This window comes from Sphingomonas hankookensis, assembly GCF_001619955.1.
Lineage (GTDB): Bacteria > Pseudomonadota > Alphaproteobacteria > Sphingomonadales > Sphingomonadaceae > Sphingomonas > Sphingomonas hankookensis_A.
Genome location: NZ_LQQO01000034.1, coordinates 310596 through 333631 on the forward strand (window position 1 = coordinate 310596; position 23036 = coordinate 333631).

Genomic DNA, 23036 nt, shown 5'->3' on the forward strand with positions numbered 1-23036 from the left:
GGATAGCGGATGGGGTCAAGCCTGCGCGGGCCGTCCCGTGGCGAAGCGGGCCTCGATCCATGCCTGCGCCTCGACCCAGTCGTCGATGCGGGCATGGGCGGCGGGGGCGGGGGGCACATGGATGGCGAGGTCGGGTTCGGACACCATGTGCAGCCGGTACACCTGCGGCGCGGTGTCGGCTACCGACTGATGATGCACCGCCAGGTCGTCGACGAACACCGCGACGCTGGGGTCGTATTCGGCCAGCAGCCGGGCGACCGGCGGCCCCTTGCCCCCCTGGTTGCATTCGACGCGGTGGACGATGCCGTGCTCGGCCAGCTGGTCGATACGGTGGGTGCGGCAATGGTCCTGCAGGTTGGTCAGGACCACGATATCGGCCTGGGTCGCCAGCGCCGCCAGTGCCTCGCGGGCATGGGGGACGAGGGTCTGGCGCGCCATCTGGCCGGGAAAGAAGCCGTCGAGATAGCTCCACATCTCCGCGCGGTCGAGCACGGTGCCGTCGGCGCGGGTCATCGACGTCGCGAAATCGCCCCCGGCCATGTCGAACGCGATCGCATGTTCCTCGCCCAGCCAGGTCCCGAAATGGCGGACCATGTGCAGCAGGACTTCGTCGCAATCGGTGATGAGCAGGGGTTTCATGCGGTCTCCAGTTCGGCGCGCGCCCGGACCAGGGCGGTCGGGGGCACGGCCAGCGCCTCGGCACAGGCGATGAGGTCGGGTTCGTAACTTTCGAGATGGCTGAGCAGTTGCGCGAGGAAGCCGGGGTCGCCCGCCCGCGCGCGCAGCTCGGCAGGGTCGATGCCGGTCAGCGCGAGGAACCGGTCGCGCCGGCTATCGTCGCCGATCACCCACACCAGCGCGTTGAGGCCCAGGGTCGCCGCGTCTTCATTTGTTTCCGGCCTGCGCATCGCCTAGACAGCCTTTCGAACTTCCAACGGGATGTGATGCGCGTGGCAAAAAGGGTACTCGTTGTCGAGGACAACGAACTGAACCTGAAGCTGTTCTGCGACCTGTTGCGCGCGCATGGCTTCGAAACCGAACCGGTCCGCGACGGGCGCGAGGCGGTGGCGAAGGCACGGGCGTTCCTGCCGGACCTGATCATCACCGACATCCAGTTGCCGCACATGACGGGGCTGGAGCTGATCCAGATGCTGAAGGCCGATGCGCGCTTACGCACCGTGCCGATCATGGCGGTCACCGCCTATTCGGGGCGCGACGACGAGGACCGGGTGCGGACCGCGGGCGCGAACGCCTATGTGACCAAGCCGATTTCGGTGGTGCGCTTCGTGGGCGAAGTGCGGGCGTTGCTGCCGGTGGAGGAGGTTCGGCGGGTGGAGGGCGAGTCGGACAACGACACCCCGCCCTTACCGTCACCCCGGACTTGATCCGGGGTCCCGCTTGTTAGCCGACCGTCGTAGAAGAAGAAGCGGGACCCCGGGTCAAGCCCGGGGTGACGGTGGGGTTAGGCCGGTGGCCGACCTCACTCCCAATCGACCCGCGCGACCAGCATGGTGAGGGCGGCGGCCAGTGCCGCGACGACCCAGAGCGCCGCCAGGCCCAGCCAGTTCCAGCCAACCCCGCCGATCGCCACCCCGGCAACGAAGCCGAGCCACAGCAGCAGGTCGCGGCGCGGGCCCGGTGCGGTACGGTCACCCATCAGGCGGCGGGCGAGGCGCTGGCCGATGCGGACCAGCGTGCCGGTCATGTAGGTCAGCCCGACGCGGACCTCGCCATCGGGCGCGACGACGCCATTCTGCGCGCCCATCGCGGCGGCGAGCAGCAGCATGGCGAGGGTCAGCGGCGCAAAGGTTGCGAGGGCCGCGCCCAGCGCCAGCAGGATGGTGACGAGCCCCATCACCGCCTCCGCCCGACGCGCAGGCCCCAGCCGCTCGCTCGCCGCCGCGCCGGCGATGGTGCCGAACATCGCGCCGGCGACGAACGACAGCACCAGCGCGGCAGCGGTCGCGGCGGCGCCGTTCCAGCCATGGGCGAGGCCGACGCCGAAGCGGGTCGAGTTGCCCGACATGAACGAGGCGAAGAAGCCGCCGAGGCCGCTGAAAGCCAGCGCATCGACAATGCCGGCCAGCGCGGCGAGCAGCATGGTGACGAGGGTGGCGGCGGGGGTCAGACGACGCATGATGCTCCTATTGCCCGATCGGCGGGGGGCGGGGCAATGCCCCCGTCGCCCGATCCGCCGGCGTGGACGCGGCGCCGGCCGCTCCGACACCCGCACCCGATCCTTTCCGGGTGGGAATGGGGGCGGCCACCGCCTCGACCCGGCATCACTGGATCAGACCCTGCAGGTACGATAGCGAGGCGGGATGGTTCCCTCTCCGCAGGCGCTGGGGCAGATGCTCGGCGCGCTCGACATGATCGGCATCGCGGTGTTCGCCGCGTCGGGCGCGCTGGCGGCGACGCGCGCGGCGCAGACCTTCGTCACCGCCGCCTTCTTTGCGCTCATCACCGGGGTCGGCGGGGGGACGGTGCGCGACCTGCTGATCGGCGCGCCGGTATTCTGGGTGCACGGGTCGCCGGTCGCGGCGATCTGTGTCGGGATGGCGCTGCTGGTGTGGTTCACCCCCGAACATTGGTGGCACGACAAGGCGCTCGACTGGCTCGATGCCGCGGGCCTCGCGGCCTATGGTGTGTTCGGCGCGGCCAAGGCGCTGAGCTATGGCGTGCCGCCCCTGCAGGCGGGGATGATGGGCGTGCTGACCGCGTGCGTCGGCGGCATATTGCGCGACGTTCTGGCGGGCGTGCCGTCGATCCTGATGCGGCCGGAGCTGTATGTGACGGCGGCGGCGCTGGCGGCGGGGCTGCATGTCGTGCTGGTGGGCTGCGGGCTGCCGCCGTTCGTCGCGGCGCTGCCGGCGGCGGCGGCGGGGTTCGCGTTGCGCGGGGCGGCGATCCGGTTCCGGATCGCGCTGCCGGCGTATCGGGGGAAACGGTAGGGTTGCCCGGCCCATCCTGCCCCCGCCGTTCGTCCTGAGTAGCCGCTGAGCTTGTCGAAGCGGCGTATCGAAGGACTGGCCCCAAGTGCTTCGATACGGGCCTTCGACAAGCTCAGTCCCTACTCAGCACGAACGGTTGGGGTGTGAAGCCATGCCGATAGGATACTCTCCGGCCCTGACCTCTTACCCGTTTGCTTCGAGCGTAGGTTCGAGCCTGTCGAGAACCGTAGTCGAGAAGGGGGTTGCCCCAAGAGAGGCGTTCTCGACGAGGGTTGGGTCGGATTGTCCCCCGGACAATCCTGAACCATGCGGGGCATGGTTCACCCAACCCTCTTCTCGACAAGCTCGAAGCTGCTCGAACCGAACGGGGAGGTAGGAGGCGGGGTCAGCCCCGCACCACCCCCGTCTCACTGAACGGCTTGGGCTCCCTTGGCGGCACCGCGCTGTCGTTCAGCTGGCATTGCCAGAAGCCGACATCGATCCAGCGCCCCTGCTTGAAGCCGATCTCGCGATACACCCCGGCGCGGCGGAAGCCGACCGCTTCGTGCAGCGTGATCGAGGCGTCGTTGGGCAGCGACAGCACGCCGATCGCCTGGGTAAAGCCCTGCGCCCTGAGCGTGTCGACCAGCGCTTCGTAGAGCAGCCGCCCTGTCCCCTTCTGTTGCGCGCCGCCGGCCATGTAGATCGAGGTTTCGACGACATAGCGGTACGCCGGGCGGTCGCGGAAGCGGGTGGCATAGGCATAGCCGAGCACCGCGTCGCCATCCGCCTCCCCCGTCGTCGCGACCATCCAGGGGTAGAAGCCATCGCTGGCCGCCATCCGGTGGCGGATCGCGCGGGCGTCGGGGGCCTCGGTCTCGAACGAGACGGTGCCGCCCAGCACATAGGGGGCATAGATCGCGGCGATGGCGGCGGCGTCCTCGCTGCGGGCGGGGCGGATCGCGATCATGCGAACCACCGCGCGACGATCAGGTCGAACAGCGAGGCATCCTCCGCCGATGCCCGGACCGGCCCCAGCCCGCCGCATTCGAGGCAGCGCGCCTGCACCCCCGCCGGCGCGGTCAGCATCCGCCGCGCGTCGCCCAGCGCCTGCGCCAGGACGCTGCGCTGTTCGATCGCGACGCGGCCGAGCAGGTCGGTCGCCGCCTGGTCCGGCGCGTCGCCGCGCTGACGGTCGGCAAAGCCCTTCAGCGCCTTTTCCAGCGGCGAGGGTTCCTTTTCGAGATAGACGGTCTGCACCTTGGCCGGATCGAGCCCGGCGCGGCGGGCGGCTTCGCCGACGGCATCGGTCAGGTTGCCGAACCGGTCGACCAGCTTCAGCTGACGCGCGGTGCCACCGTCCCACACCCGGCCCTGCCCGATCTGATCGACGCGTGCCTGGGGCAGCCCGCGCGACTGGGCGACCATCCCGGTGAAGCGGGCATAGATATGCTCGACCCCGCTCTGCATGATCGTGTCGAACGCCGGATTGGTGCCGCGCAGCACGTCGGGCTGGCCGCTCAAGGGCGTAGTGCCGACGCCGTCGGCGGTGACGCCGATCTTGGACAGCGTGTTCTCGAAGGTGGGGATGACGCCGAACACGCCGATCGACCCGGTGATGGTGTTGGGTTCGGCGAAGATCACGTCGCCCGGGGTCGACACCCAATAGCCGCCCGACGCGGCGAGGCCACCCATCGACACCACGACCGGCAACTTCGCCGCCTTGGCCTGCAGGATCGCCTGGCGGATGCGTTCGGAGGCCAGCACCGAGCCGCCCGGCGAATCGACGCGGACGACCAGCGCCTTGAGGTTCTTGGTAGCGAGGCCGTCGAGCAGCAGCTTGGCGATGGTGTCGCCGCCCGCCGTGCCGGGCTTCGCCTCGCCATCGACGATCGTGCCGGCGACGGTGATGACGCCGATCGCATCGCCCGAGGTCGGCGCGGGGTTCGCCGCCAGCCAGCTGGCATATTTGATCGTGCGGAAGCTGCCCGCCGCCTTGCCCTTGTCCTCGCCCGCCAGTTCGGCGACGCGCTTGCCGAAGGCGAGACGGTCGCCCAGCTTGTCGACGATGCCGCCGCGCAGATTGGCCTGGGCGATGTCGCCGCCCGCCGCCTGGATCACCGCATCGGGGCGGGTGAGGAAGGCGTCGAGCTGCGCCTTGGGCCGGGCCTTCTGCACCGCCGCGCGCCACTGGTCGAAGATCGCGCCGTACAGCGCCTGGTTGGCGGCGCGGGCCGGTTCGGACTGGTCGGCGCGGGTGAAGGGTTCGACCGCCGACTTGAACTGGCCGACGCGATATACATGGGCGTTGACGCCCAGCTTGTCGATCAGCCCCTTGTAATAGAGCTGCGCCCCGCCGGGACCGCGAAACATCGTGCCGCCGAACGGATTTTCCCACACTTCGCTGGCGTTCGACGCGATGCGATAGGCACCGTCGGTGTAGAGCGTGGCATAGGCCAGCACCGGCTTGTTGCTCGCGCGGACGCGGGCAACGGCATCGCCGACCTCGGCCAGTGCCGCCGGATAGCCGCCGGTGAACCTGTCCATGTCGAGCACGACCGCCTTGACCCGCGAATCGGTGCGCGCGGCGTCGAGCGCGCGGACCACGTCGCGCAGGCGCAGCTCCTGCGCTGCCGGCTGGCCGCTCAGCAGCGCGACCGGATCGGCCTCCGCCGGCTGCTCGACGATCGACCCGGCGAGGTCGAGGACCAGCGCGCCGTCGGTGATGCGGGTATTGGGCTTGGCCGACAGGGCCGCGAACAGGGCGCCGAAGAACAACAGCATCAGGATCAGCACGAGGCCGTCCTTGATCCCGACCAGCAGCTTCCACGCACCCCGGACCAGTTTCACGGCAATTCCTTCTTTATCGTCTAGCGATAAATAGCGGACGGATACGGGGAGTAAAGCGGAGTCCGCATCATCGGGCCGACTGCGCTATGAACGCTCTCCAACAAGCGTCATCCCGGCGCAGGCCGGGATGACGTATTTGTCCGTAGCCCCGCTGCGTCAGACGCGCATCGGCATCAGCACATAGAGCGCGGGCGAGGCGTCGCTTTCGCGGATCAGCGTCGGCGCGGCGGCGTCCGACAGGTGCACCTCGCACAGGTCGCTGTCGATCTGCCCCAGAATGTCGAGCAGATAGCGGCTGTTGAAGCCGATTTCGAAGGGCAGCGCGGTATATTCGCCGGGCACTTCCTCCGCCGCCGCGCCGTTTTCGGGGCTGGTGACCGACAGGGTGATCTTGTCGCGGTCGAGCGCCATCTTGACCGCGCGGGTCTTTTCGGTGGCGATGGTCGACACGCGATCGACACCTGCCATGAAGCTCTTCGGGTCGAGCTTCAGCAGCTTGTCATTGGCGGTCGGGATGACGCGCGAATAATCCGGGAAGGTGCCGTCGATCAGCTTGCTGGTCAGGATCGCCTGTCCCAGGTCGAAGCGGATCTTGCTGCCCGACAGCGACACGCCGACCGAGCCATCGACTTCGTCCAGCAGCTTGCGCAGTTCGGCGACGCATTTGCGCGGCACGATGACGTCGGGCATCTTGTCGGCGCCCTCGGGCCGTTCGACGGTCATGCGCGCGAGGCGGTGGCCGTCGGTCGCGGCGGCCTTCAGCACCGGCTTTCCGTTGTCGTCGGCGACGTGCAGGAAGATGCCGTTGAGATAATAGCGCGTCTCCTCGGTCGAGATCGCGAAGCGGGTCTTGTCGATGATCGCCTTCAGCGTGGTCGCGGGCAGTTCGAATTGGGTCGGCAGTTCGCCCTCGGCAATGACCGGGAAATCGTCGCGCGGCAGCGTCGACAGGTTGAAGCGCGCGCGCCCGGCGACGATGGTCAGCCGCCCTTCGGCGGCGGTCAGCTGGACCTGCGCGCCGTCGGGCAGCTTGCGCGCGATGTCGAACAGGGTGTGGGCCGACACGGTGATCGCGCCGGGCTGGTCGATCGCCGCGGCGATGGTTTCGTCGATCTGCAGGTCGAGGTCGGTCGCCATCAGGCGGATGCTCGATTCGCCCGCCTCGATCAGGACGTTCGACAGGATCGGGATGGTATTGCGCCGCTCGACCACCGACTGGACGTGGCTGAGGCCCTTCAACAGGGTCGCGCGTTCGATCGTCGCCTTCATGATGTTCCCCCGCGCGGATGCGCTCGCACTTGGGCCGGCGGATTCGGTGCCGACCCCATAGAAAACCGAGCAGTGTGTCTAGCGCAAAGAAGGGCCGGAGCAAACTGCTCCGACCCTCCTCGCGCAACTTGGTTACTGAGAAGTAAACAGGTGCGTTTGATCGCTCTCTCGCGCGACTTGCGGTGCCGGCCCGCTCCCCCACCCGGCCACCCATTCAGGATGCTGTCGTGGGTGGCCGGGTGGGGGAGCGGGCCGGCACCGCCTGCGGGAACGCGCCCTTAGGCGCGTTCCCGCCAAGCATCAGAACCGGATGCCGACGCCGGCGACGACCTGGTGGCGGTCGGTGTCGATGTCGAACTGCGACGTCACGCTGCCGTTGCGGGCCTGGAAGTCGGCATTGTTGTAGTTCGAATAGCGATATTCGAGCTTGGCATAGGCACGGTTGCCCAGCGACTGTTCCACGCCGGCGCCCAGGCGATAGCCGTTCAGTTCGAAATTCTCGCGCGTGTCGACGCTGCCGTCGCTGGCGACGACGTTCAGCCGGGCGTTGGTGTAGCCGCCCTTGGCATAGACCAGGGTCTGCGGACCCGCCATCAGGCCGGCGCGGGCGCCGACATAGAGGTCGCGGCCGGTCTTCACGCTGCCGAAGCCGAAGAAGTTCGGGTCGGTGCGCGCGGTTTCGACCTTTCCGGTCGACCCGGTATATTCGCCCTCGACACCAATCAGGAAGTTGCTGAGCGCGAAGTCGTAGCCGGCGTCCACGCCGTACACCATGCCGTTCACGGTCTGGTTATCGCCGTCGAGATCGCTATCCTCGGTGCTGCCCGGGCGGATACCGTCATAACCGGCCAGCGCCCCGACGCGGAAACCGGTGAAGGCGGGGTTCACGTCCTGCGCGAAGGCAGGGGTCGCCAGCATCGTGCCGGCAGCGGCAAGACCAAGAATGAGGGTACGCATCGTCTAAACTCCATTATCACCGCCCATGGTCAGGGCGCGGGGGTTCAATGGACGTTTTGGCCGGGCGTTGCATGAACCTCACCTAAACAGCAAAATCCGTTGCAATTGCGCAACACCGGCTTGAAAGCAGGACCATGGCAACCCAATCCCCGCCCGCTCGAAAAGGTCGCGACTTCATCGCCCGGCATGGCGAGACCGTCTATAACATCGCGCAGCGGATGCAGGGCGATCACCCCCACACCCCGTTGACCCGCGCCGGTTTCGCGCAGGCCGATGCGATGGGCGCCGCGCTGCGCGAGATGCTGGGGGTCAGGCCCGCGATCACCTTATGGGCGTCGAGCGCGGGACGGGCGCTCCAGACGCTGGCGATCATCGCCGAACATCTGGAACTCGACTGGCACGCGGCGCGGCGCGACGACCGGCTGGTCGAGATCGGCATGGGCGAATGGTCGGGCCGCTATTATCGCGAGCTGACCGGGGCGGATGCCGATTTCCTCGATGTCGAGGCGCGGCTGTACCGCCGCCCCGCCCCCGGCGGCGAATGGTATGACGCAATCGCCGCGCGGGTGGCGAGCTGGGCGGCGGATACGGCGGAGGATCCCGGCGACCGGCTGGTCATCATGCACGGCATGTCCAGCCGGGTGCTGCGCGGGGTGCTGACCGGCGCGCCGATCGACCCGCGCTTCGCCGCACCGGTCGCCGACGACCTGTCGCAAGGGTCGATCGCGCTGATCGAGGGCGGGCGCGAGAGCGTGCCGCATATCGGCCGGGGGCGGGCCTCGCTCGCCGCGCCTGCTTGATCGCGCTGCTGCTGGCGGTCGCGGCACCGCAGGCGATCGGCATTCACCAGCGCTGGGGGGCGTTTCGCGATGAGGGGCCGACGCGCTGCTATGCGATCAGCCGCCCGGTGCAGGGGAAGGTCGGCGCGCCGTTCGCCAGCGTCGCGACGTGGCCGGGCGCGAGGGTGCGCGGGCAGCTGCACGTGCGGCTCAGCCGGCCCAAGGCGGCACGGGCGGGCGTCGTGCTGGCGATCGGTGAGCGGCGATTCGACCTGACCGCCGGACGGATCGATGCGTGGAGCCCCGATGTCGCCACCGACCGCGCGATCGTCGCAGCAATGCGCGGCGGGCGTTCGATGAGCATCGAGAGCGTGGCCGCGAATGGGGCGGCATTCGTCGATGTCTATGCGCTGTCGGGCGCGGCAACCGCGATCGATGCGGCGGCGCTGGCGTGTTTGTAGGCTGACTGCCGCCCCGGTTCGTCATTCCCGCGAAGGCGGGAATCCATTGCCGCCGACGTTCGCGCTAAAGCCGCTACCGCTGCGTATATGGATCCCCGCCTGCGCGGGGATGACGGGTGGCGGAGCGGGTCTTACCCACCAGTGGAAATCCCACCCCAAATCGGCTATATCGCGTGCATGCTGACAGTCTCGACGCCGCCCATGCCGATTCCCGGCCATGTCGATCCCGTGCCCGTGCCGCGCGGCCTTGCGCCGCGTCCCGATGGCCGCACCGACCTGGTCGGGCTGTCCAAGGCAGAGATTCGCGCCGCGCTGGAGGCGGCCGGCTTCGATGCGCGTCAGGCGAAGCTGCGCGCCAAGCAGCTGTGGCACTGGATCTACAATCGCGGCGCGACCGAATTCGCGGCGATGACCGACATCGCCAAGGCGCAGCATCCGGTGCTGGACAAGCATTTCGTCATCGGCCGGCCGGACGTGAAGGAAGCGCATGTGTCGACCGACGGCACGCGCAAATGGCTGCTGACCTCGCCCGACGGGCAGGATTACGAGATGGTGTTCATCCCCGATGCCGATCGCGGGACGTTGTGCGTGTCCAGCCAGGTCGGCTGCACGCTCAACTGCACCTTCTGCCACACCGGCACGATGCGCCTCGTCCGCAACCTGACCGCGGGCGAAATTGTCGGACAGGTGATGCTCGCGCGCGATTCGCTGGGCGAATGGCCGAGCCAGCCCGAGGGGCGGATGCTGACCAACATCGTGATGATGGGCATGGGCGAGCCGCTGTATAACTTCGATTCGGTGCGCGACGCGCTGGGCGTCGTGATGGACGGCGACGGGCTTGCCCTGTCGAAGCGGCGGATCACGCTCAGCACGTCGGGCGTGGTGCCGATGATGGCGCGCGCGGGCGAGGAGATCGGCGTGAACCTTGCCGTCTCGCTGCACGCGGTGACCAAGGAAGTCCGCGACGAGATCGTCCCGCTTAACCGCAAATACGGCATCGACGAGCTGTTGCAGGCGTGCGCCGACTATCCCGGCGCCAACAATGCCCGGCGCATCACCTTCGAATATGTGATGCTGAAGGACAAGAACGACAGCGACGACGATGCGCGCGAACTGGTGCGGCTGCTGCGCAAATACCAGCTGCCGGCCAAGGTCAATCTGATCCCGTTCAACCCGTGGCCGGGCGCGCCCTATGAATGCTCGACGCCCGACCGCATCCGCGCGTTCAGCGACATCGTGTTCGAAGGCGGCATCTCCGCCCCCGTCCGCCGCACGCGCGGGCAGGATATCGGCGCGGCCTGCGGCCAGTTGAAGACGGCGGCGGAAAAGAAGAGCCGGGCGGAGCGCGACCGTGAGGCGGCGGAAGCGGCGTGAAAGCCGGGTTGTCGGTGACCGCCCGTCGCGGCGCGGGTCACCGGCATCCTCCCCTCAGCCGCACGCTGCTCCATCGCGCAAGCGGACGTACACGATGAACCTGCTATCCGACGCGTAAAGGCTGAACCGGCCACCATAGTCGGCCGGAGTATGCAGGCGTCGGGGATCATCGGAATCACCCGTCAGCAACGGCCAGAAATAGCCACCGCCCCGCTGTTGTGCGAAGACATAGGTGCCGGCCGGGGAAGGTTGCGGTAGAAGGGCTGGGCGCACGGTCAGTCGATAGCCTTGCTTTGCCGGTTCCGCGACGTATCGCAGGCTACGCCCGGTGCCATCCAGGATACGGATACGATCCCGATCGACCATGAGCGGAGGGGCGCCGTTGGCGACATAGCATCCCCAAACCTGCCTTTGATCGATCGGGTCCGGCCGTAGAAAGATCATTCCGATCAGGAACAGGACGAACAGCGGGCCGATCATGATCCCAAGCCCGATGATGCGGGCTTTGAGAGGCACCTGATGAAACGGCCACCGGCGCTGCATCAAGCGACCTCGCTCGGCGATGATATCCGTCGAACCATCAGCGGACGGACAAACGGCCTTGCTTGGTGACGACATGCGCCGCCTGTCCTGCGGGTGGTGACGCCGTTCTCCGGCAAATACGGCAAGGCATCCACCAAATCGCTCTACTGCATCGGTCCGGCCACGGCCACCGCCCCCTCGACAGCGCCGCGGCGATAGTATCTAGCGCGACCATGCTCGATGCGACTTCCCTTGCCCTTGCCGCTGGCGCCGGCGTGCTCGGCGGTGCGATGAACGCGCTGGCCGGGGGCGGGACGTTCGCGACGATGCCCGCGCTGATCGCGTTGGGGTTGCCCGGATCGGTCGCCAACGCGACCTCCAACGTCGCGTTGCAGCCGGGTGCGATCGCCAGCGCCTGGGCCTATCGCCGGGGGCTGGGGCCGCTGGGCGGGATACCGATCCGGGTGTTGGCGACCATCACCTTCGTCTCCGGCCTGCTCGGCAGCCTGTTGCTGGTGTGGACGCCCAGCACGTTGTTCGACGTGATCGTGCCGTGGCTGCTCCTCCTCGCCTTCCTCGCCATCGCGTTCGGGCGGCGGGCGGCGGACTGGTTGCACGACCGCGTCGCGATCGGGCCGACGACGCTGGTCGTGGCGCAGGTGTTGCTCGGGATTTACGGCGGCTATTTCGGCGGTGGCGTCGGCATGATGGTCAGCGCGACCTATGGCCTGCTCGCCGGGCAGAGCGTGAAGTCGATGGCCGCGCCGCGCACGCTGATGCTCGCCACCGCCAACAGCGCGGCGGCGATCGTGTTCGTCGCGACCGGCATGGTGGTGTGGGCGGCGTGCGTGCCGATGATCCTCGGCGGCATCCTCGGCGGGTGGCTGGGCGCGAAGGTCGGCGCGCGGCTGACGCCCGGCCAGATTCGCGCGTGGACCTTGCTGGTGACGTTCAGCGTGACGGTCGTGTTCTTCGTGCGCGCGTACGGATAGCAGCCGGCCTGCGTACCGCCCCTCCACCATGCTGCGCGCGATCCCTCTGCCCGTGCCCGGGAGGATTCAGCCCGGCCGCCGCATGTCGAAGCGGTCGCCAAGCTCGAAATAGTCCCCCGCCCCGCCGCCGCGCAGGATCGGGCGCGCACGTTCGGTGCGATAGATGCCGTCCTCCAGCAGCGCCGGGTCGATATGGACCTGCACCACCTCGCCCAGCACCAGCCAGGTATCGATGTCGCCGCCATGGCTGTTGGTCAGGCGGACGATCTGCGTCGTGCGGCATTCGAACTGGACCGGCGATCCCGCGACGCGTGGTGGCGCGACGACGATCGAGGGCAGCGTGTCGAGGCCGGCGAGCGCGAACTCGTCCGCTTCGGTCATCGCCGAGGTGGCGTTCATCGCCTCTGCTTGGTGCCGGGTCGCGAGGTTCCACACGAACTCTTGCATATCGCGGGCATTGGCCAGCGTGTCCTTGGCCCCGGTCGAGGCGAAGCCGATGATCGGCGGGCGATAGTTGAATGCGTTGAAGAAACTGTAGGGGGCGAGATTGCGTTTCCCTTGCCTCGAACACGTCGCGATCCAGCCGATCGGCCGCGGGGCGACGATCGCGTTGAACGGATCATGCGGCAGGCGATGGCCCTCCGCCGGGGCATAGGAGTGAAAGTCGGTCATGGCGGTTCCCAACGCACGATCCGGACGCAGGGTGCAACGCCCTTTCGCCGTGCCCCGCTCGCGGCATAGGATGCCGGCATGACGACGCGAACGATCCACCGCCATGCGCTCGCCACCCGGTTGTGGCACTGGGTCAATGCGGTCGCGGTGATCATCCTGATCGGCAGCGGGCTGATGATCCTGAACGCGCATCCCCGGCTCTATTGGGGGCGCTATGGCGCGAATTTCGACCGGGCATGGCTGACGTTCGACCGGTTTCCGGGGTGGGTGACGATCCCGCAGACCTACAACCTCGCGCTCGCCCGCAACTGGCACCTGACCTTTGCGCTGGTGCTCGGCTTCGGGCTGCTGGCCTATATGATCGCCAGCCTGAGCAACCGCCATTTCCAGCGCGATCTGGCGCTCAGGCGGGGTGAATTGTCGCGGCGGCACCTGCTGGCCGATATCCGCGCGCATCTCGCCTTCCGCTTCCACGATCCGGAGGCGCCGGGCGATTACAATGTGTTGCAGAAGCTGAGCTATGTGCTGGTGATCTTCGGCCTGCTGCCGCTGGTGATCCTGACCGGCATCGCCATGTCGCCGGGGCTGAACGCGGCATTTCCGTGGGTGCTGGAGCTGCTGGGCGGGCGGCAGTCGTCACGGTCGATCCATTTCCTCGCGGCCAGCGGCATCACGCTGTTCGTCATCGTCCATCTGGTGCTGGTGATCCTTGCCGGCGCGTTCAACGAGGTGCGATCGATGATCACCGGGCGCTGGCGGATGCCCGAATGAGCCGGCTGATCTCCCGCCGTTCGGCGCTGGTGGTCGGGGCCGGCGGACTGGTCGCGGCGTGCGACCGGGTGGCACAGCTGCCGACGGCGCAAAGCGTGCTGGGCGGAGCGGAGGATGTCCATCGCGGCCTGCAGCGCGCGATCACCGCGCGCGACGCGCTGGCGGTCGAATATCGGCCCGATCAACGCTCGCCGATCTTTCGCGCCAACGGCACCAACAACCCCAATACGCCCGACTATAACGCGCACGCCGCGAACCGCTTCGCCGACTGGCGCGTGACGATCGACGGGCTGGTCGCCCGGCCGCTGTCGTTGCGACTCGACCAGATCCGGTCGATGCCGTCGCGGCAACAAATTACCCGACACGATTGCGTCGAAGGCTGGAGCGCCATCGGCAAATGGACCGGCCCAAGGCTGTCGCGGCTGCTCGATCTGGCGGGGTTGCGGCCCGATGCTCGCTATCTGGTGTTCCACTGCGCCGATGCGATCGGCGGGCGACCCTATTACGAATCGATCGATCTGGTCGATGCCTTCCACCCGCAGACGATCCTGGCGTGGGCGTTGAACGACCGGCTGCTGGGGGTGCCGAACGGCGCGCCGCTGAGGCTCAGGGTTGAACGACAGCTGGGGTATAAGCACGCAAAGTATGTGCAGCGGATCGAGGCGGTCGCGTCGCTGGGTGGGATCGCCGGGGGCAAAGGCGGCTTCTGGGAGGATGTCGCGGGTTATGATTGGTATGCGGGGATTTAGGTAGAAGAAGGCTGGTTCACGCGAAGGCGCGGAGACGCGGAGGGGTCGCACTCGGGGTGACGGCATACCGCGCCAGCCGCCTTATTGCATGTTAAAGCGAGCGAGCCGGTCTCCTGATCCCGCCGGCGTTTCCCGGTGCGGGCCCCCTCTGCGCCTCCGCGTCTCTGCGCGAAATACTTCCTTCTTCTCCGCGTCTTCGCGCCTTCGCGTGAAACCGATCTTCTTCTCCATTCGAGAGAGACCCCAGCCTGCGCTGAGGTGACGTTTGGGCTGGGGGGCGGTGTGTCGCTCTGGACCCCCGCCTGCGCGGGGATACGCCTACGGAGCGCGTACGAAAAAGGGGCCCGCGTCGCCGCGAGCCCCCTTCCCTGTACGCCGAAGCGTAGGCCGATCAGTTGTCGGTGATGAACGACGGCAGGCCGGCGTTGCCGCCGTCTTCCTTCGATTCCTCACGACGCGGACGGTCGCCACGGTCGCGGCGCGGGCCTCGGTCGCCGCCGTCACGACGGGGGCCACGATCGCCACGGTCGCCGCCGTCCCGCGGACCACGGTCGCCACGCGGGCCACGGTCCGAACGCTCACGCGGTTCGCGCGCCGGGCGGGTGTCTTCCAGCTCGGCACCGGTTTCCTGATCGACGACGCGCATCGACAGGCGCACCTTGCCGCGCGGATCGACTTCGAGGACCTTGACCTTCACTTCCTGCCCTTCGGACAGGACGTCGGCGACCTTCTCGACCCGCTCGTTGCGGATTTCGGAGACGTGGACGAGGCCGTCCTTGCCGCCCATGAAGTTCACGAAGGCGCCGAAATCGACAAGGTTGACGACCTTGCCGTTGTAGATCTTGCCGACCTCGGCCTCTTCGACCAGGCCCTTGATCCAGTTGACGGCGGCTTCGATCTGCGCCGGATCGGACGACGACACCTTGATGACGCCCTCGTCGTCGATGTCGACCTTGGCACCCGTGGTGGCGACGATCTCGCGGATCACCTTGCCGCCGGTGCCGATGACTTCGCGAATTTTCGACTTGTCGATGGTGAAGGTTTCGATGCGCGGCGCGTGCGCCGACAGCTCGGTGCGGGTCTCGCCCAGCGCCTTGGCCATTTCGCCGAGGATGTGGGCGCGGCCTTCATTGGCCTGGGCCAGCGCGACCTTCATGATCTCTTCGGTGATGCCGGCGATCTTGATGTCCATCTGCAGCGAGGTGATCCCCTCGCTGGTGCCCGCCACCTTGAAATCCATGTCGCCGAGGTGATCCTCGTCGCCCAGGATGTCGCTGATGACCGCGTAATCCTTGCCTTCGAGGATCAGGCCCATGGCGATGCCCGACACCGGACGCTTCAGCGGCACGCCCGCGTCCATCATCGACAGCGAACCGCCGCACACCGTTGCCATCGACGACGAGCCGTTCGACTCGGTGATGTCCGACAGGACGCGGATGGTGTAGGGGAACTCGTCCTTCGACGGCAGGACCGGGTTCAGCGCGCGCCACGCCAGCTTGCCATGGCCGACTTCGCGGCGGCCCGGCGCACCGAAACGACCGACTTCACCGACCGAATAAGGCGGGAAGTTGTAGTGCAGCATGAAGCGTTCGTAGTGCAGGCCGTTCAGCCCGTCGATCATCTGCTCGGCGTCCTTGGTGCCCAAGGTCGTGGTGCAGATCGCCTGCGTCTCGCCACGGGTGAACAGCGCCGAGCCGTGCGCACGCGGCAGGAAGTGGACCATCGCCTCGATCGGGCGGACCGTCTTCGTATCGCGACCGTCGATGCGGCGGCCGTCCTTTAGGATGGCGGTGCGGACGATCTCGGCTTCCAGCTTCTTCACGAGCTTCAAGGTGCCGAGATACTGGGCCGGATCGCTTTCCTTGAGGTCGGCGAAGGCGTCGCGCGCCTTGGTCCGCGCCTCGTTGATCGCGTTCTGGCGGGCCTGCTTGTCGGTCAGCTTGTAGGCGGCAGTCAGGTCCTTGCCGATCAGCGACTTCAGCTTCTTCTTGGCGGCCGACTGGTCGGCGACCGGCGCCAGTTCCCACGGGTCCTTGGCGGCCTGTTCGGCGAGGTCGATGATGCAGTCGACGATCTTCTTCGACGCTTCGTGCGCGAACACGACGGCGTCCAGCATGACCTCTTCCGACAGCTCCTTGGCTTCGGATTCGACCATCATCACCGCGTCGCCGGTGGCGGCGACGACCAGGTCGAGATCGCCTTCCTTCACCTGATCCAGCGTCGGGTTCAGGATATATTCGCCATTCTGATAGCCGACGCGCGCCGCGCCGATCGGGCCCATGAACGGCACGCCCGAAATGGTCAGCGCGGCGGACGCGGCGATCATCGCGACGATGTCCGGCTCGTTCTCGCCGTCATAGCTCAGCACCTGGGCGATGACGTTGATTTCGTTGTAGAAGCCTTCGGGGAACAGCGGGCGGATCGGACGGTCGATCAGGCGGCTGACCAGCGTTTCCTTTTCGGTGGCACCGCGTTCGCGCTTGAAGAAGCCGCCGGGGATGCGGCCCGCAGCCGAATACTTCTCCTGATAGTGGACGGTCAGCGGGAAGAAGTCTTGGCCTTCCTTGACCGAGCGTGCGGCGGTAACCGCGCACAGCACCACGGTTTCGCCGAGCGTCGCGATGACCGCGCCGTCGGCCTGGCGGGCGACACGGCCCGTTTCGAGGGTCAGCGTCTTGCCGCCCAGGTCCATGGTGCTTTTCTTGATATCGAACATTGCGTTTCCTTCGCGTCCGGCGGCCCTATGCACGCCGGGGCAGCTTGCAGATCAATGCCTGCGGAGTGAGCCGGTTCGGCTCGGACGGCGCTACCGAATTGTAGCGCGGTCTTATCGGTTTTCGTACCCCGGCGAAGGCCGGGGTCCAGTTGGTGTGGTTAGCGTGGAATGCGCTGCCGCGCATCGGTTTTCCTGGATCCCGGCCTCCGCCGGGATGACAAAAAGGGCGGCCTTTTGGGCCGCCCTTCCCGTCACTTCCGAAGGCCGAGCTTCGCGATCAGCGCGCTGTAGCGCTCCGCGTCCTTCTTCTTCAGATAGTCGAGCAGCGAACGCCGCTTGTTGACCAGCATCAGCAGACCGCGACGCGAATGATTGTCCTTCGCATGGGTCTTGAAGTGTTCGGTCAGGTTCTGGATGCGGGTGGTCAGGATCGCAACCTGCACTTCGGGGCTGCCGGTGTCGCCTTCGGCGCGGGCATGTTCCTTGATGAGGGCCTGACGGTTTTCAGCAGTGATCGACATCGAACGTCCTTTCTATTCGAGGTTGAAGCCGCGGACGACACGGGTTTCCCCGCCTTCGGTCTCGACCAGCGCCACCGGCACATCGTCCAGTGTCGCGAAGCCCAGACCGTCGTCCGCTGCAAACCCGATCAGTCGAAGCCCCTTGCGGAGCCGCCCTGCCTGATCGGGGTCGAGGGACAGAGCCGGGATGTCGTCCAGCCCCGCCCCCAGTGGCAGGAGCGTTTCTTCAAGCGCGTGGCCCTTACCCAATTCCGCCAGTTTGTCCAGCGAAATGGCCGATTGGAGGGTAAACGGCCCGGCCTTGGTCCGGCGGAGCATGGTGACATGGCCGACCGTGCCGAGTGCGAGGGCGATGTCGCGGGCGAGGGAGCGGATGTACGTGCCCTTGGAAACGAAGGCCGAGAGGGTGATTTCCTCCAGCTCCTTCCCGCTCACGGGGAGGGGGACCGCCGGCGCAGTCGGGGGTGGAAGGGGGCTGGCGACATCCACAGCGGTTGCGTTGCGAGGCGATCCCCCTTCACCAGCTTCGCTGGTCCCCCTCCCCGTGCCGGGGAGGATTTGCAGTGAGAACACCGTCACCTTGCGAGTCGCAAGGACCACCTCCTCACCCTTGCGCGCGAGGTCATAGGCACGCTCGCCATCGATCTTCAGCGCCGAATAGGCCGGTGGCACCTGCTCAATCGGTCCGGTGAAGCGCGCCAGCACCGCCTCGACCGCCGCGAGCGTCGGCCGCACCGCCGATTCGGCGATCACCTTCCCCTCCAGGTCCAGCGTATCGGTCTGCGTGCCGAAGCGGATGGTGAAATCGTACCGCTTCGACGCATCGAGCATCCGCCCGGCAAGCTTCGTCGCCTCGCCGATCGCGACCGGCAGCACGCCGCTTGCCAGCGGGTCGAGCGTACCGCCATGGCCGACCTTGTGCTTGCCATAGCCGCCCTCGCGCAGCGCCCGCTTGACCGCCGAAACGACCTGCGTTGATCCCGGCCCCAGCGGTTTGTCGATGATGATCCAGCCGTGCATCAGCGCATCGCGTCGCAGAAATGGCGGCGGCACAGCGCGACATAGCGGTCGTTGCCGCCGATCTCGGTCTGCTGCCCGTCGCGGACGGCGTGGCCCTGTGCATCGACGCGCAGGTTCATCGTCGCCTTGCGTCCGCAGGTGCAGACCGATTTCAGCTCGATCAGCGCGTCCGCAATCGCCAGCAGCCGTGCCGAGCCGGCGAACAGCTCGCCGCGGAAATCGGTGCGCAGGCCGTAGGCGAGGACCGGCACGCCGAGATCGTCGGCGACCTGCGCCAGCTGGTCGACCTGAATGGCAGAGAGAAACTGCGCCTCGTCGACCAGGACGCAGCCGACCGCATGCTGGCGGTGCTGGGCGGCCACGCTTTCGAGCAGGTCGGTGTCGGCATCGAACGGGGTCGCGGGGGCGGACAGGCCGATGCGCGAGCCGATCGTTCCCGCGCCCTCGCGCGTGTCGATCGCGGCGGTGAACAGCAGAGTGGTCAGCCCGCGCTCGCGATAGTTGAAATCGGCCTGCAGCAACGTCGTCGATTTGCCGGCGTTCATCGACGCATAATAGAAATAGAGCTTGGCCACTCAGCCCTCGGCCTCACCCTCGCCCGGCTCCAGATCGCGGGCGACCTTGGGATCGCGCAGCAGCTGGTCGATACGGGTGCCTTCGTCGAAGCTCTCGTCGATCAGGAATTTCAGCTTGGCGGCATATTTCAGGTTCACCCGCCGTGCGACCTCCGACTGGAGATAGGCGGTGTTGGTCCTGAGCGCCTTGAGCACGACCTGCTCGTCCTTGCCGAGGAACGGCTTCACGAAGACGGTCGCGTGGCGCAGGTCGGGCGACATGCGGACTTCGGTGACCGAGACGAGATGCTTTTCCAGCACCTCGTCATGCACGTCGCCGCGCGCGAGAATGTCCGACAGGATGTGGCGGACCTGTTCGCCGACGCGCAGCAGGCGGACGGAGCGGGTTTCGGGCGTGGTGTCTGACATGATCTAACCGAATTGACAGTGGAACCAGTGGCTGTCGAGTCGCTGGCACCAGATGGTGTTGTTGCCGAAGATGTTTCGAATGTCGGCGGCGACCGGTCCGCCGTTCCAGCCGCGTGCAGCTGCAATGCGGTCGGTGGGGTCGTGAACGATGCCGGCCCATTCGCCATTGACGCCGATGATGGTGCGGAAGGCGGTGCGCGGCGGAGCACGGAAGATGCCGGTAATGCCAGTCGGTATCGGACCACCGGCCAACGCCCCGTCAAAGGCGGCACGGTCGGACCGGAGCATCATCCACGACGGTGCGACATGCGACCAGTAGAGGACATGATTGGCTGCGAACGCCGCGAACATCAGGGAAAGGACGGGAACGAACACCAGCAACAATGCCGGGATGCCCGCCGATCGCCAGCGCCATGCCTGAACGGCACCTTCCAGCATGAGCGCCGGCCACGACGTGGCCAACACCGGCACGACAACCAACATTGCAGTGCCCGACAGGGCATTGGCGACGAACAATGCCGCCGCCCCGCCGATCACCCATGCAACCGCGAAACGGAGCCGAGGGCGAAGCGTGGCGGCAAGGGTTGCCCCCTGCCGCCCGTTACTCACAGCGTGCGATCGCGCAGTTCGACTTCGTAGGTTTCAAGGAAGTCGCCCGCCTTGATGTCGGTGAAGTTCTGCGTGAACGTGACACCGCATTCGAGGCCTGCGCGCACTTCGGGGACATCGTCCTTGAAGCGACGCAGCGACGCGATCTCACCCTGATAGATGATGACGTCGTTGCGCGTGATGCGCGCCTTGAGCGCCTTGCGGATGATGCCTTCGACCACCAGGAGCCCTGCGGCCTTGCCATGCTTGCCCGCCGAGAAGACCTCGCGGATTTCGGCGCGGCCGACGACCGTTTCGAACGCTTCCGGACCCAGGGTACCGGCCATGCCCGCACGGATATCGTCGGTCAGCGTGTAGATGACGTCGTAGTACTTCAACGCCACCTTGTTCCGCTCGGCAATCTCGCGTGCCTTCGCATTGGGACGCACGTTGAAGCCGATGATCGGCGCGCCGCTAGCCGCTGCCAGCGTCACGTCGCTCTCGGTGATGCCGCCCACGCCCGAATGCAGGATGCGCACCCGGATATCGTCGGTCGAGATCTTGTTGAGCGAGCCGACAATGGCTTCGACCGACCCCTGGGTATCGGCCTTGACCACCAGCGGATATTCGATCGCCTGCTTCGACTTGAGCGCGGAGAACATGCTCTCGAGGCTGGCCGGCGCCTGGGTGGTGCGCTTCTGGAGCAGCACGCCCTGACGATATTCGGCGACCTCACGGGCGCGTGCTTCGCTCTCGACGACCTGCAGCGGATCGCCCGCCATCGGCACGCCCGACAGGCCCAGCACCTCGACCGGAGTCGACGGGCCGGCTTCCTTCACCTGACGACCCTTGTCGTCGATCAGCGCGCGGACCTTGCCGCTTTCCGCGCCGACGACGAACACGTCGCCGACCTTCAGCGTACCGCGACGGACCAGCACGGTCGCGACCGGACCACGGCCCTTGTCGAGCTTCGCCTCGATCACGCTGCCTTCGGCGGCGCGGTCGGGGTTGGCCTGCAGTTCGAGCAGTTCGGCCTGAAGCTGGATCTTGTCGATCAGCTCCTGCAGACCGGTCTTCTTGAGCGCCGACACTTCGACGTCCTGGGTCTCACCACCCATTTCCTCGACCTGCACGTCATGTTCGAGCAGGCGTTCGCGGATGCGCTGCGGGTTCGCCTCGTGCTTGTCGACCTTGTTGATCGCCACGATCATCGGCTTGCCGGCGGCGCGGGTGTGATGGATCGCCTCGATCGTCTGCGGCATCAGCCCGTCATCGGCGGCGACCGCGAGGATCACGATGTCGGTCACGTCGGCACCGCGCGCGCGCATTTCGCTGAACGCTTCGTGGCCGGGCGTGTCGAGGAAGGTGATCTTCGACTTGTCCTTCATCGTCACCTGATAGGCGCCGATATGCTGGGTGATGCCACCGGCTTCGCCGCGCACGACATCGGTGCCGCGCAGCGCGTCGAGCAGCGACGTCTTGCCGTGGTCGACGTGACCCATGATCGTGACGACCGGCGGACGCGGACGCAGCGCTTCGGCCGAATCCTCGGTCGTGTCGAGCGCGAGGTCGATGTCCGAATCGCTGACGCGGACGATGTTGTGGCCGAATTCGGTCACCAGCAGTTCGGCGGTGTCCTGATCGATCGTCTGCGTCATCGTGACGGGCATGCCCATCTTGAACAGCGTCTTGACGAGGTCGGCACCCTTTTCCGCCATGCGGTTGGCGAGTTCCTGCACCGTGATCGCCTCGGGCACCTGCACGTCGCGGACCTGCTTGACCTGCGGCTCGCGCGGGCCGCCAAAGCCACGCTTTTCCTTTTCCCGCGCACGCTTCAGCGCGGCGAGGCTGCGCGAACGCGCCCCGTCGTCGCCCAGCGCACGGGTGACGGTCAGCTTGCCCGACTGGCGGCGATCGTCGCCCTTGCGGTCACGCGACGGTGCGGCACCCCGCGCCGGTTCGTTGCGACGCGGAGTCGCCTGACCGGTGCCCGACGGAGTCGGACGTGCCGTCTGACCACCGGCGGCCGGACGTGCCGTAGCGGCGGCCGGAGTCGGCGCAGGCGCCGGTTCGGGCTTGGGCTGCGGCTTGGGGATCTCCGGACGCTGCACCGGGGTGAAGCGACGCGGCGCCGGCCGGTTGGGGTCGGCGGTCAGGATGATCGGCTGCGGCGCGGGAGCCGGAGCCGGTGCGGGACGTGGCGCGGGCTTCGCCTGCACCGGTGCCGGGGCGGGCTTCGCCTCGACCGGAGCGGGCGCAGGTGCGGGCGTCGGCGCAGGAGCCGGCGTGTCCGCAACCGGTGCCGGAGCCGGCGTCGCCTCTACCGGAGCAGGCGCAGGGGTCGGTTCGGGCGCAGGCGTCGGCGCGGCCTCGACAGGCTTCGTCGCGGGCGCTTCGGCGGCCGGGGTCGGTTCGGGTGCTGGAGCCGGCTTCGGCTCGGACGCGGCACGGGCCTTTTCCTCGGCGCGCGCACGTTCGGCCTCGGCGGTTTCCCGCGCGATCCGTTCGTCGCGACGACGATTTTCCTCGGCCGCGTTCATGCGGGCCTCTTCGGCCTCGCGCAGCAGCTTGGCCTGCAGCTCGTGGCGCGAGAGGCCGGCATTGCTGCTGGCCGCCGGGCGCGGTGCGGGGGCCGCCGGAGCGGGAGCCGGCGCGCGCTGCGGGGCGGGTGCCGCCGCTTCGGGGGCGGCCTGCTGTTCGGTGCCCTGCTGTTCCTCGCCGGGACGGCCGAGCACGCGGCGGCGCTTCACCTCCACGACCACCGTATTGGAGCGGCCATGGCTGAAGCTCTGCTTCACCTTGCCGGTCTCCACGGTGCGCTTGAGGCCGAGCGGCGCGCGGGTGCCCAGCTTCGGCTTGTCGTTGTCGATGTCGCTCATCCG

23 protein-coding genes and 1 pseudogene are annotated in these 23036 nt (G+C 67.5%); 8 read left to right on the top strand and 16 right to left on the bottom strand.

The window, feature by feature from the left end; all coding sequences use genetic code 11:
• Positions 1-15: 15 nt before the first annotated feature.
• Positions 16-639, bottom strand: a complete 624-nt coding sequence (locus AVT10_RS13405) for a hypothetical protein (RefSeq protein WP_066692354.1) — start codon at positions 637-639, stop codon at positions 16-18.
• Positions 636-908: a DUF3572 domain-containing protein gene (locus AVT10_RS13410; RefSeq protein WP_066692357.1), complete on the bottom strand. Its 273-nt coding sequence runs from the start codon at positions 906-908 to the stop codon at positions 636-638. The genes AVT10_RS13405 and AVT10_RS13410 overlap by 4 nt, the downstream gene beginning before the upstream one ends.
• 42 nt (positions 909-950) lie before the next feature.
• On the opposite strand from AVT10_RS13410, the pseudogene AVT10_RS13415 reads away from it, so the two are divergent.
• A pseudogene (locus AVT10_RS13415) lies at positions 951-1310 on the top strand (response regulator); the annotation flags it as partial.
• A 170-nt stretch (positions 1311-1480) separates the two neighbouring features.
• On the opposite strand, the gene AVT10_RS13420 reads toward AVT10_RS13415, so the two are convergent.
• Complete coding sequence (locus AVT10_RS13420; protein ID WP_066692360.1) at positions 1481-2137, bottom strand: YoaK family protein; 657 nt, start codon at positions 2135-2137, stop codon at positions 1481-1483.
• A gap of 184 nt (positions 2138-2321) precedes the next feature.
• On the opposite strand from AVT10_RS13420, the gene AVT10_RS13425 reads away from it, so the two are divergent.
• Positions 2322-2951: a trimeric intracellular cation channel family protein gene (locus AVT10_RS13425; RefSeq protein ID WP_066692362.1), complete on the top strand. Its 630-nt coding sequence runs from the start codon at positions 2322-2324 to the stop codon at positions 2949-2951.
• Positions 2952-3336: 385 nt separating this feature from the next.
• Here AVT10_RS13425 and AVT10_RS13430 read toward each other — a convergent pair whose 3' ends face one another.
• From AVT10_RS13430 to AVT10_RS13445, 4 genes are all read right to left on the bottom strand, one after another.
• On the bottom strand, positions 3337-3900 hold the full coding sequence (locus AVT10_RS13430) for a GNAT family N-acetyltransferase (protein ID WP_066692364.1): 564 nt from the start codon (positions 3898-3900) through the stop codon (positions 3337-3339).
• Positions 3897-5780 carry a signal peptide peptidase SppA gene (gene sppA / locus AVT10_RS13435; RefSeq protein WP_066692366.1) on the bottom strand — a complete coding sequence of 628 codons (1884 nt, stop codon included), beginning with the start codon at positions 5778-5780 and terminating at the stop codon, positions 3897-3899. Before sppA ends, AVT10_RS13430 begins: the two co-directional genes overlap by 4 nt.
• A gap of 156 nt (positions 5781-5936) precedes the next feature.
• Positions 5937-7049: a DNA polymerase III subunit beta gene (dnaN, locus tag AVT10_RS13440; RefSeq protein WP_066692368.1), complete on the bottom strand. Its 1113-nt coding sequence runs from the start codon at positions 7047-7049 to the stop codon at positions 5937-5939.
• A gap of 300 nt (positions 7050-7349) precedes the next feature.
• Positions 7350-8006, bottom strand: coding sequence for an outer membrane protein (locus AVT10_RS13445; protein WP_066692371.1), 657 nt, complete (start codon positions 8004-8006; stop codon positions 7350-7352).
• Positions 8007-8140: 134 nt separating this feature from the next.
• Between AVT10_RS13445 and AVT10_RS13450 the strand changes: the two genes are divergently transcribed.
• From AVT10_RS13450 to rlmN, 3 genes are all read left to right on the top strand, one after another.
• Positions 8141-8806: a histidine phosphatase family protein gene (locus tag AVT10_RS13450; RefSeq protein ID WP_066692376.1), complete on the top strand. Its 666-nt coding sequence runs from the start codon at positions 8141-8143 to the stop codon at positions 8804-8806.
• Complete coding sequence (locus AVT10_RS13455) at positions 8803-9246, top strand: hypothetical protein (RefSeq protein WP_066692378.1); 444 nt, start codon at positions 8803-8805, stop codon at positions 9244-9246. The genes AVT10_RS13450 and AVT10_RS13455 overlap by 4 nt, the downstream gene beginning before the upstream one ends.
• A 177-nt stretch (positions 9247-9423) precedes the next feature.
• Positions 9424-10620, top strand: a complete 1197-nt coding sequence (rlmN, locus tag AVT10_RS13460; protein ID WP_066692806.1) for a 23S rRNA (adenine(2503)-C(2))-methyltransferase RlmN — start codon at positions 9424-9426, stop codon at positions 10618-10620.
• Between the two features lie 54 nt (positions 10621-10674).
• Here the strand turns inward: rlmN and AVT10_RS13465 are convergent, their stop codons facing one another.
• Complete coding sequence (locus AVT10_RS13465; RefSeq protein ID WP_126012466.1) at positions 10675-11238, bottom strand: hypothetical protein; 564 nt, start codon at positions 11236-11238, stop codon at positions 10675-10677.
• Positions 11239-11375: 137 nt separating this feature from the next.
• Here AVT10_RS13465 and AVT10_RS13470 point away from each other — a divergent pair, with 137 nt between their 5' ends.
• The gene (locus AVT10_RS13470; RefSeq protein ID WP_066692383.1) at positions 11376-12134 is read left to right on the top strand and encodes a TSUP family transporter; all 759 of its coding nucleotides are present in this window, start codon (positions 11376-11378) and stop codon (positions 12132-12134) included.
• 66 nt (positions 12135-12200) lie between these two features.
• On the opposite strand, the gene AVT10_RS13475 is transcribed toward AVT10_RS13470, so the two are convergent.
• Positions 12201-12806, bottom strand: a complete 606-nt coding sequence (locus tag AVT10_RS13475; protein WP_066692386.1) for a flavin reductase family protein — start codon at positions 12804-12806, stop codon at positions 12201-12203.
• Between the two features lie 78 nt (positions 12807-12884).
• On the opposite strand from AVT10_RS13475, the gene AVT10_RS13480 reads away from it, so the two are divergent.
• Together AVT10_RS13480 and AVT10_RS13485 are read left to right on the top strand one after the other, a co-directional pair.
• On the top strand, positions 12885-13577 hold the full coding sequence (locus AVT10_RS13480; protein WP_066692389.1) for a cytochrome b/b6 domain-containing protein: 693 nt from the start codon (positions 12885-12887) through the stop codon (positions 13575-13577).
• Positions 13574-14326 (top strand): molybdopterin-dependent oxidoreductase, encoded by a 753-nt coding sequence (locus AVT10_RS13485; protein ID WP_066692392.1) that lies wholly within the window; start codon positions 13574-13576, stop codon positions 14324-14326. Before AVT10_RS13480 ends, AVT10_RS13485 begins: the two co-directional genes overlap by 4 nt.
• A gap of 391 nt (positions 14327-14717) precedes the next feature.
• Here AVT10_RS13485 and pnp read toward each other — a convergent pair whose 3' ends face one another.
• The 7 genes from pnp to infB all read right to left on the bottom strand — a co-directional run bounded on the left by pnp (position 14718) and on the right by infB (position 23033).
• Positions 14718-17042: a polyribonucleotide nucleotidyltransferase gene (pnp, locus tag AVT10_RS13490; protein ID WP_066692395.1), complete on the bottom strand. Its 2325-nt coding sequence runs from the start codon at positions 17040-17042 to the stop codon at positions 14718-14720.
• A 251-nt stretch (positions 17043-17293) separates the two neighbouring features.
• Complete coding sequence (rpsO, locus tag AVT10_RS13495; protein WP_056455357.1) at positions 17294-17563, bottom strand: 30S ribosomal protein S15; 270 nt, start codon at positions 17561-17563, stop codon at positions 17294-17296.
• Positions 17564-17575: 12 nt separating this feature from the next.
• Positions 17576-18583, bottom strand: coding sequence for a tRNA pseudouridine(55) synthase TruB (truB, locus tag AVT10_RS13500; protein WP_066692397.1), 1008 nt, complete (start codon positions 18581-18583; stop codon positions 17576-17578).
• The gene (locus tag AVT10_RS13505; RefSeq protein ID WP_066692399.1) at positions 18583-19158 is read right to left on the bottom strand and encodes a thymidine kinase; all 576 of its coding nucleotides are present in this window, start codon (positions 19156-19158) and stop codon (positions 18583-18585) included. Before AVT10_RS13505 ends, truB begins: the two co-directional genes overlap by 1 nt.
• Positions 19159-19566, bottom strand: a complete 408-nt coding sequence (gene rbfA / locus AVT10_RS13510) for a 30S ribosome-binding factor RbfA (protein WP_066692401.1) — start codon at positions 19564-19566, stop codon at positions 19159-19161.
• 3 nt (positions 19567-19569) lie between these two features.
• Positions 19570-20103, bottom strand: a complete 534-nt coding sequence (locus tag AVT10_RS13515) for a hypothetical protein (protein ID WP_066692404.1) — start codon at positions 20101-20103, stop codon at positions 19570-19572.
• Positions 20104-20171: 68 nt separating this feature from the next.
• Positions 20172-23033 (bottom strand): translation initiation factor IF-2, encoded by a 2862-nt coding sequence (gene infB, locus AVT10_RS13520; RefSeq protein ID WP_066692406.1) that lies wholly within the window; start codon positions 23031-23033, stop codon positions 20172-20174.
• Positions 23034-23036: the final 3 nt, after the last annotated feature.

What these genes read in the sequence shown, in the direction of transcription:
- AVT10_RS13405 (WP_066692354.1), bottom strand. Translation starts at nt 639, where the DNA reads ATGAAACCCCTGCTCATCACCGATTGCGACGAAGTCCTGCTGCACATG.
- AVT10_RS13410 (WP_066692357.1), bottom strand. Translation starts at nt 908, where the DNA reads ATGCGCAGGCCGGAAACAAATGAAGACGCGGCGACCCTGGGCCTCAAC.
- AVT10_RS13420 (WP_066692360.1), bottom strand. Translation starts at nt 2,137, where the DNA reads ATGCGTCGTCTGACCCCCGCCGCCACCCTCGTCACCATGCTGCTCGCC.
- AVT10_RS13425 (WP_066692362.1), top strand. Translation starts at nt 2,322, where the DNA reads ATGGTTCCCTCTCCGCAGGCGCTGGGGCAGATGCTCGGCGCGCTCGAC.
- AVT10_RS13430 (WP_066692364.1), bottom strand. Translation starts at nt 3,900, where the DNA reads ATGATCGCGATCCGCCCCGCCCGCAGCGAGGACGCCGCCGCCATCGCC.
- dnaN (WP_066692368.1), bottom strand. Translation starts at nt 7,049, where the DNA reads ATGAAGGCGACGATCGAACGCGCGACCCTGTTGAAGGGCCTCAGCCAC.
- AVT10_RS13445 (WP_066692371.1), bottom strand. Translation starts at nt 8,006, where the DNA reads ATGCGTACCCTCATTCTTGGTCTTGCCGCTGCCGGCACGATGCTGGCG.
- AVT10_RS13450 (WP_066692376.1), top strand. Translation starts at nt 8,141, where the DNA reads ATGGCAACCCAATCCCCGCCCGCTCGAAAAGGTCGCGACTTCATCGCC.
- rlmN (WP_066692806.1), top strand. Translation starts at nt 9,424, where the DNA reads ATGCTGACAGTCTCGACGCCGCCCATGCCGATTCCCGGCCATGTCGAT.
- AVT10_RS13465 (WP_126012466.1), bottom strand. Translation starts at nt 11,238, where the DNA reads ATGTCGTCACCAAGCAAGGCCGTTTGTCCGTCCGCTGATGGTTCGACG.
- AVT10_RS13470 (WP_066692383.1), top strand. Translation starts at nt 11,376, where the DNA reads ATGCTCGATGCGACTTCCCTTGCCCTTGCCGCTGGCGCCGGCGTGCTC.
- AVT10_RS13475 (WP_066692386.1), bottom strand. Translation starts at nt 12,806, where the DNA reads ATGACCGACTTTCACTCCTATGCCCCGGCGGAGGGCCATCGCCTGCCG.
- AVT10_RS13480 (WP_066692389.1), top strand. Translation starts at nt 12,885, where the DNA reads ATGACGACGCGAACGATCCACCGCCATGCGCTCGCCACCCGGTTGTGG.
- AVT10_RS13485 (WP_066692392.1), top strand. Translation starts at nt 13,574, where the DNA reads ATGAGCCGGCTGATCTCCCGCCGTTCGGCGCTGGTGGTCGGGGCCGGC.
- pnp (WP_066692395.1), bottom strand. Translation starts at nt 17,042, where the DNA reads ATGTTCGATATCAAGAAAAGCACCATGGACCTGGGCGGCAAGACGCTG.
- rpsO (WP_056455357.1), bottom strand. Translation starts at nt 17,563, where the DNA reads ATGTCGATCACTGCTGAAAACCGTCAGGCCCTCATCAAGGAACATGCC.
- truB (WP_066692397.1), bottom strand. Translation starts at nt 18,583, where the DNA reads ATGCACGGCTGGATCATCATCGACAAACCGCTGGGGCCGGGATCAACG.
- rbfA (WP_066692401.1), bottom strand. Translation starts at nt 19,566, where the DNA reads ATGTCAGACACCACGCCCGAAACCCGCTCCGTCCGCCTGCTGCGCGTC.
- infB (WP_066692406.1), bottom strand. Translation starts at nt 23,033, where the DNA reads ATGAGCGACATCGACAACGACAAGCCGAAGCTGGGCACCCGCGCGCCG.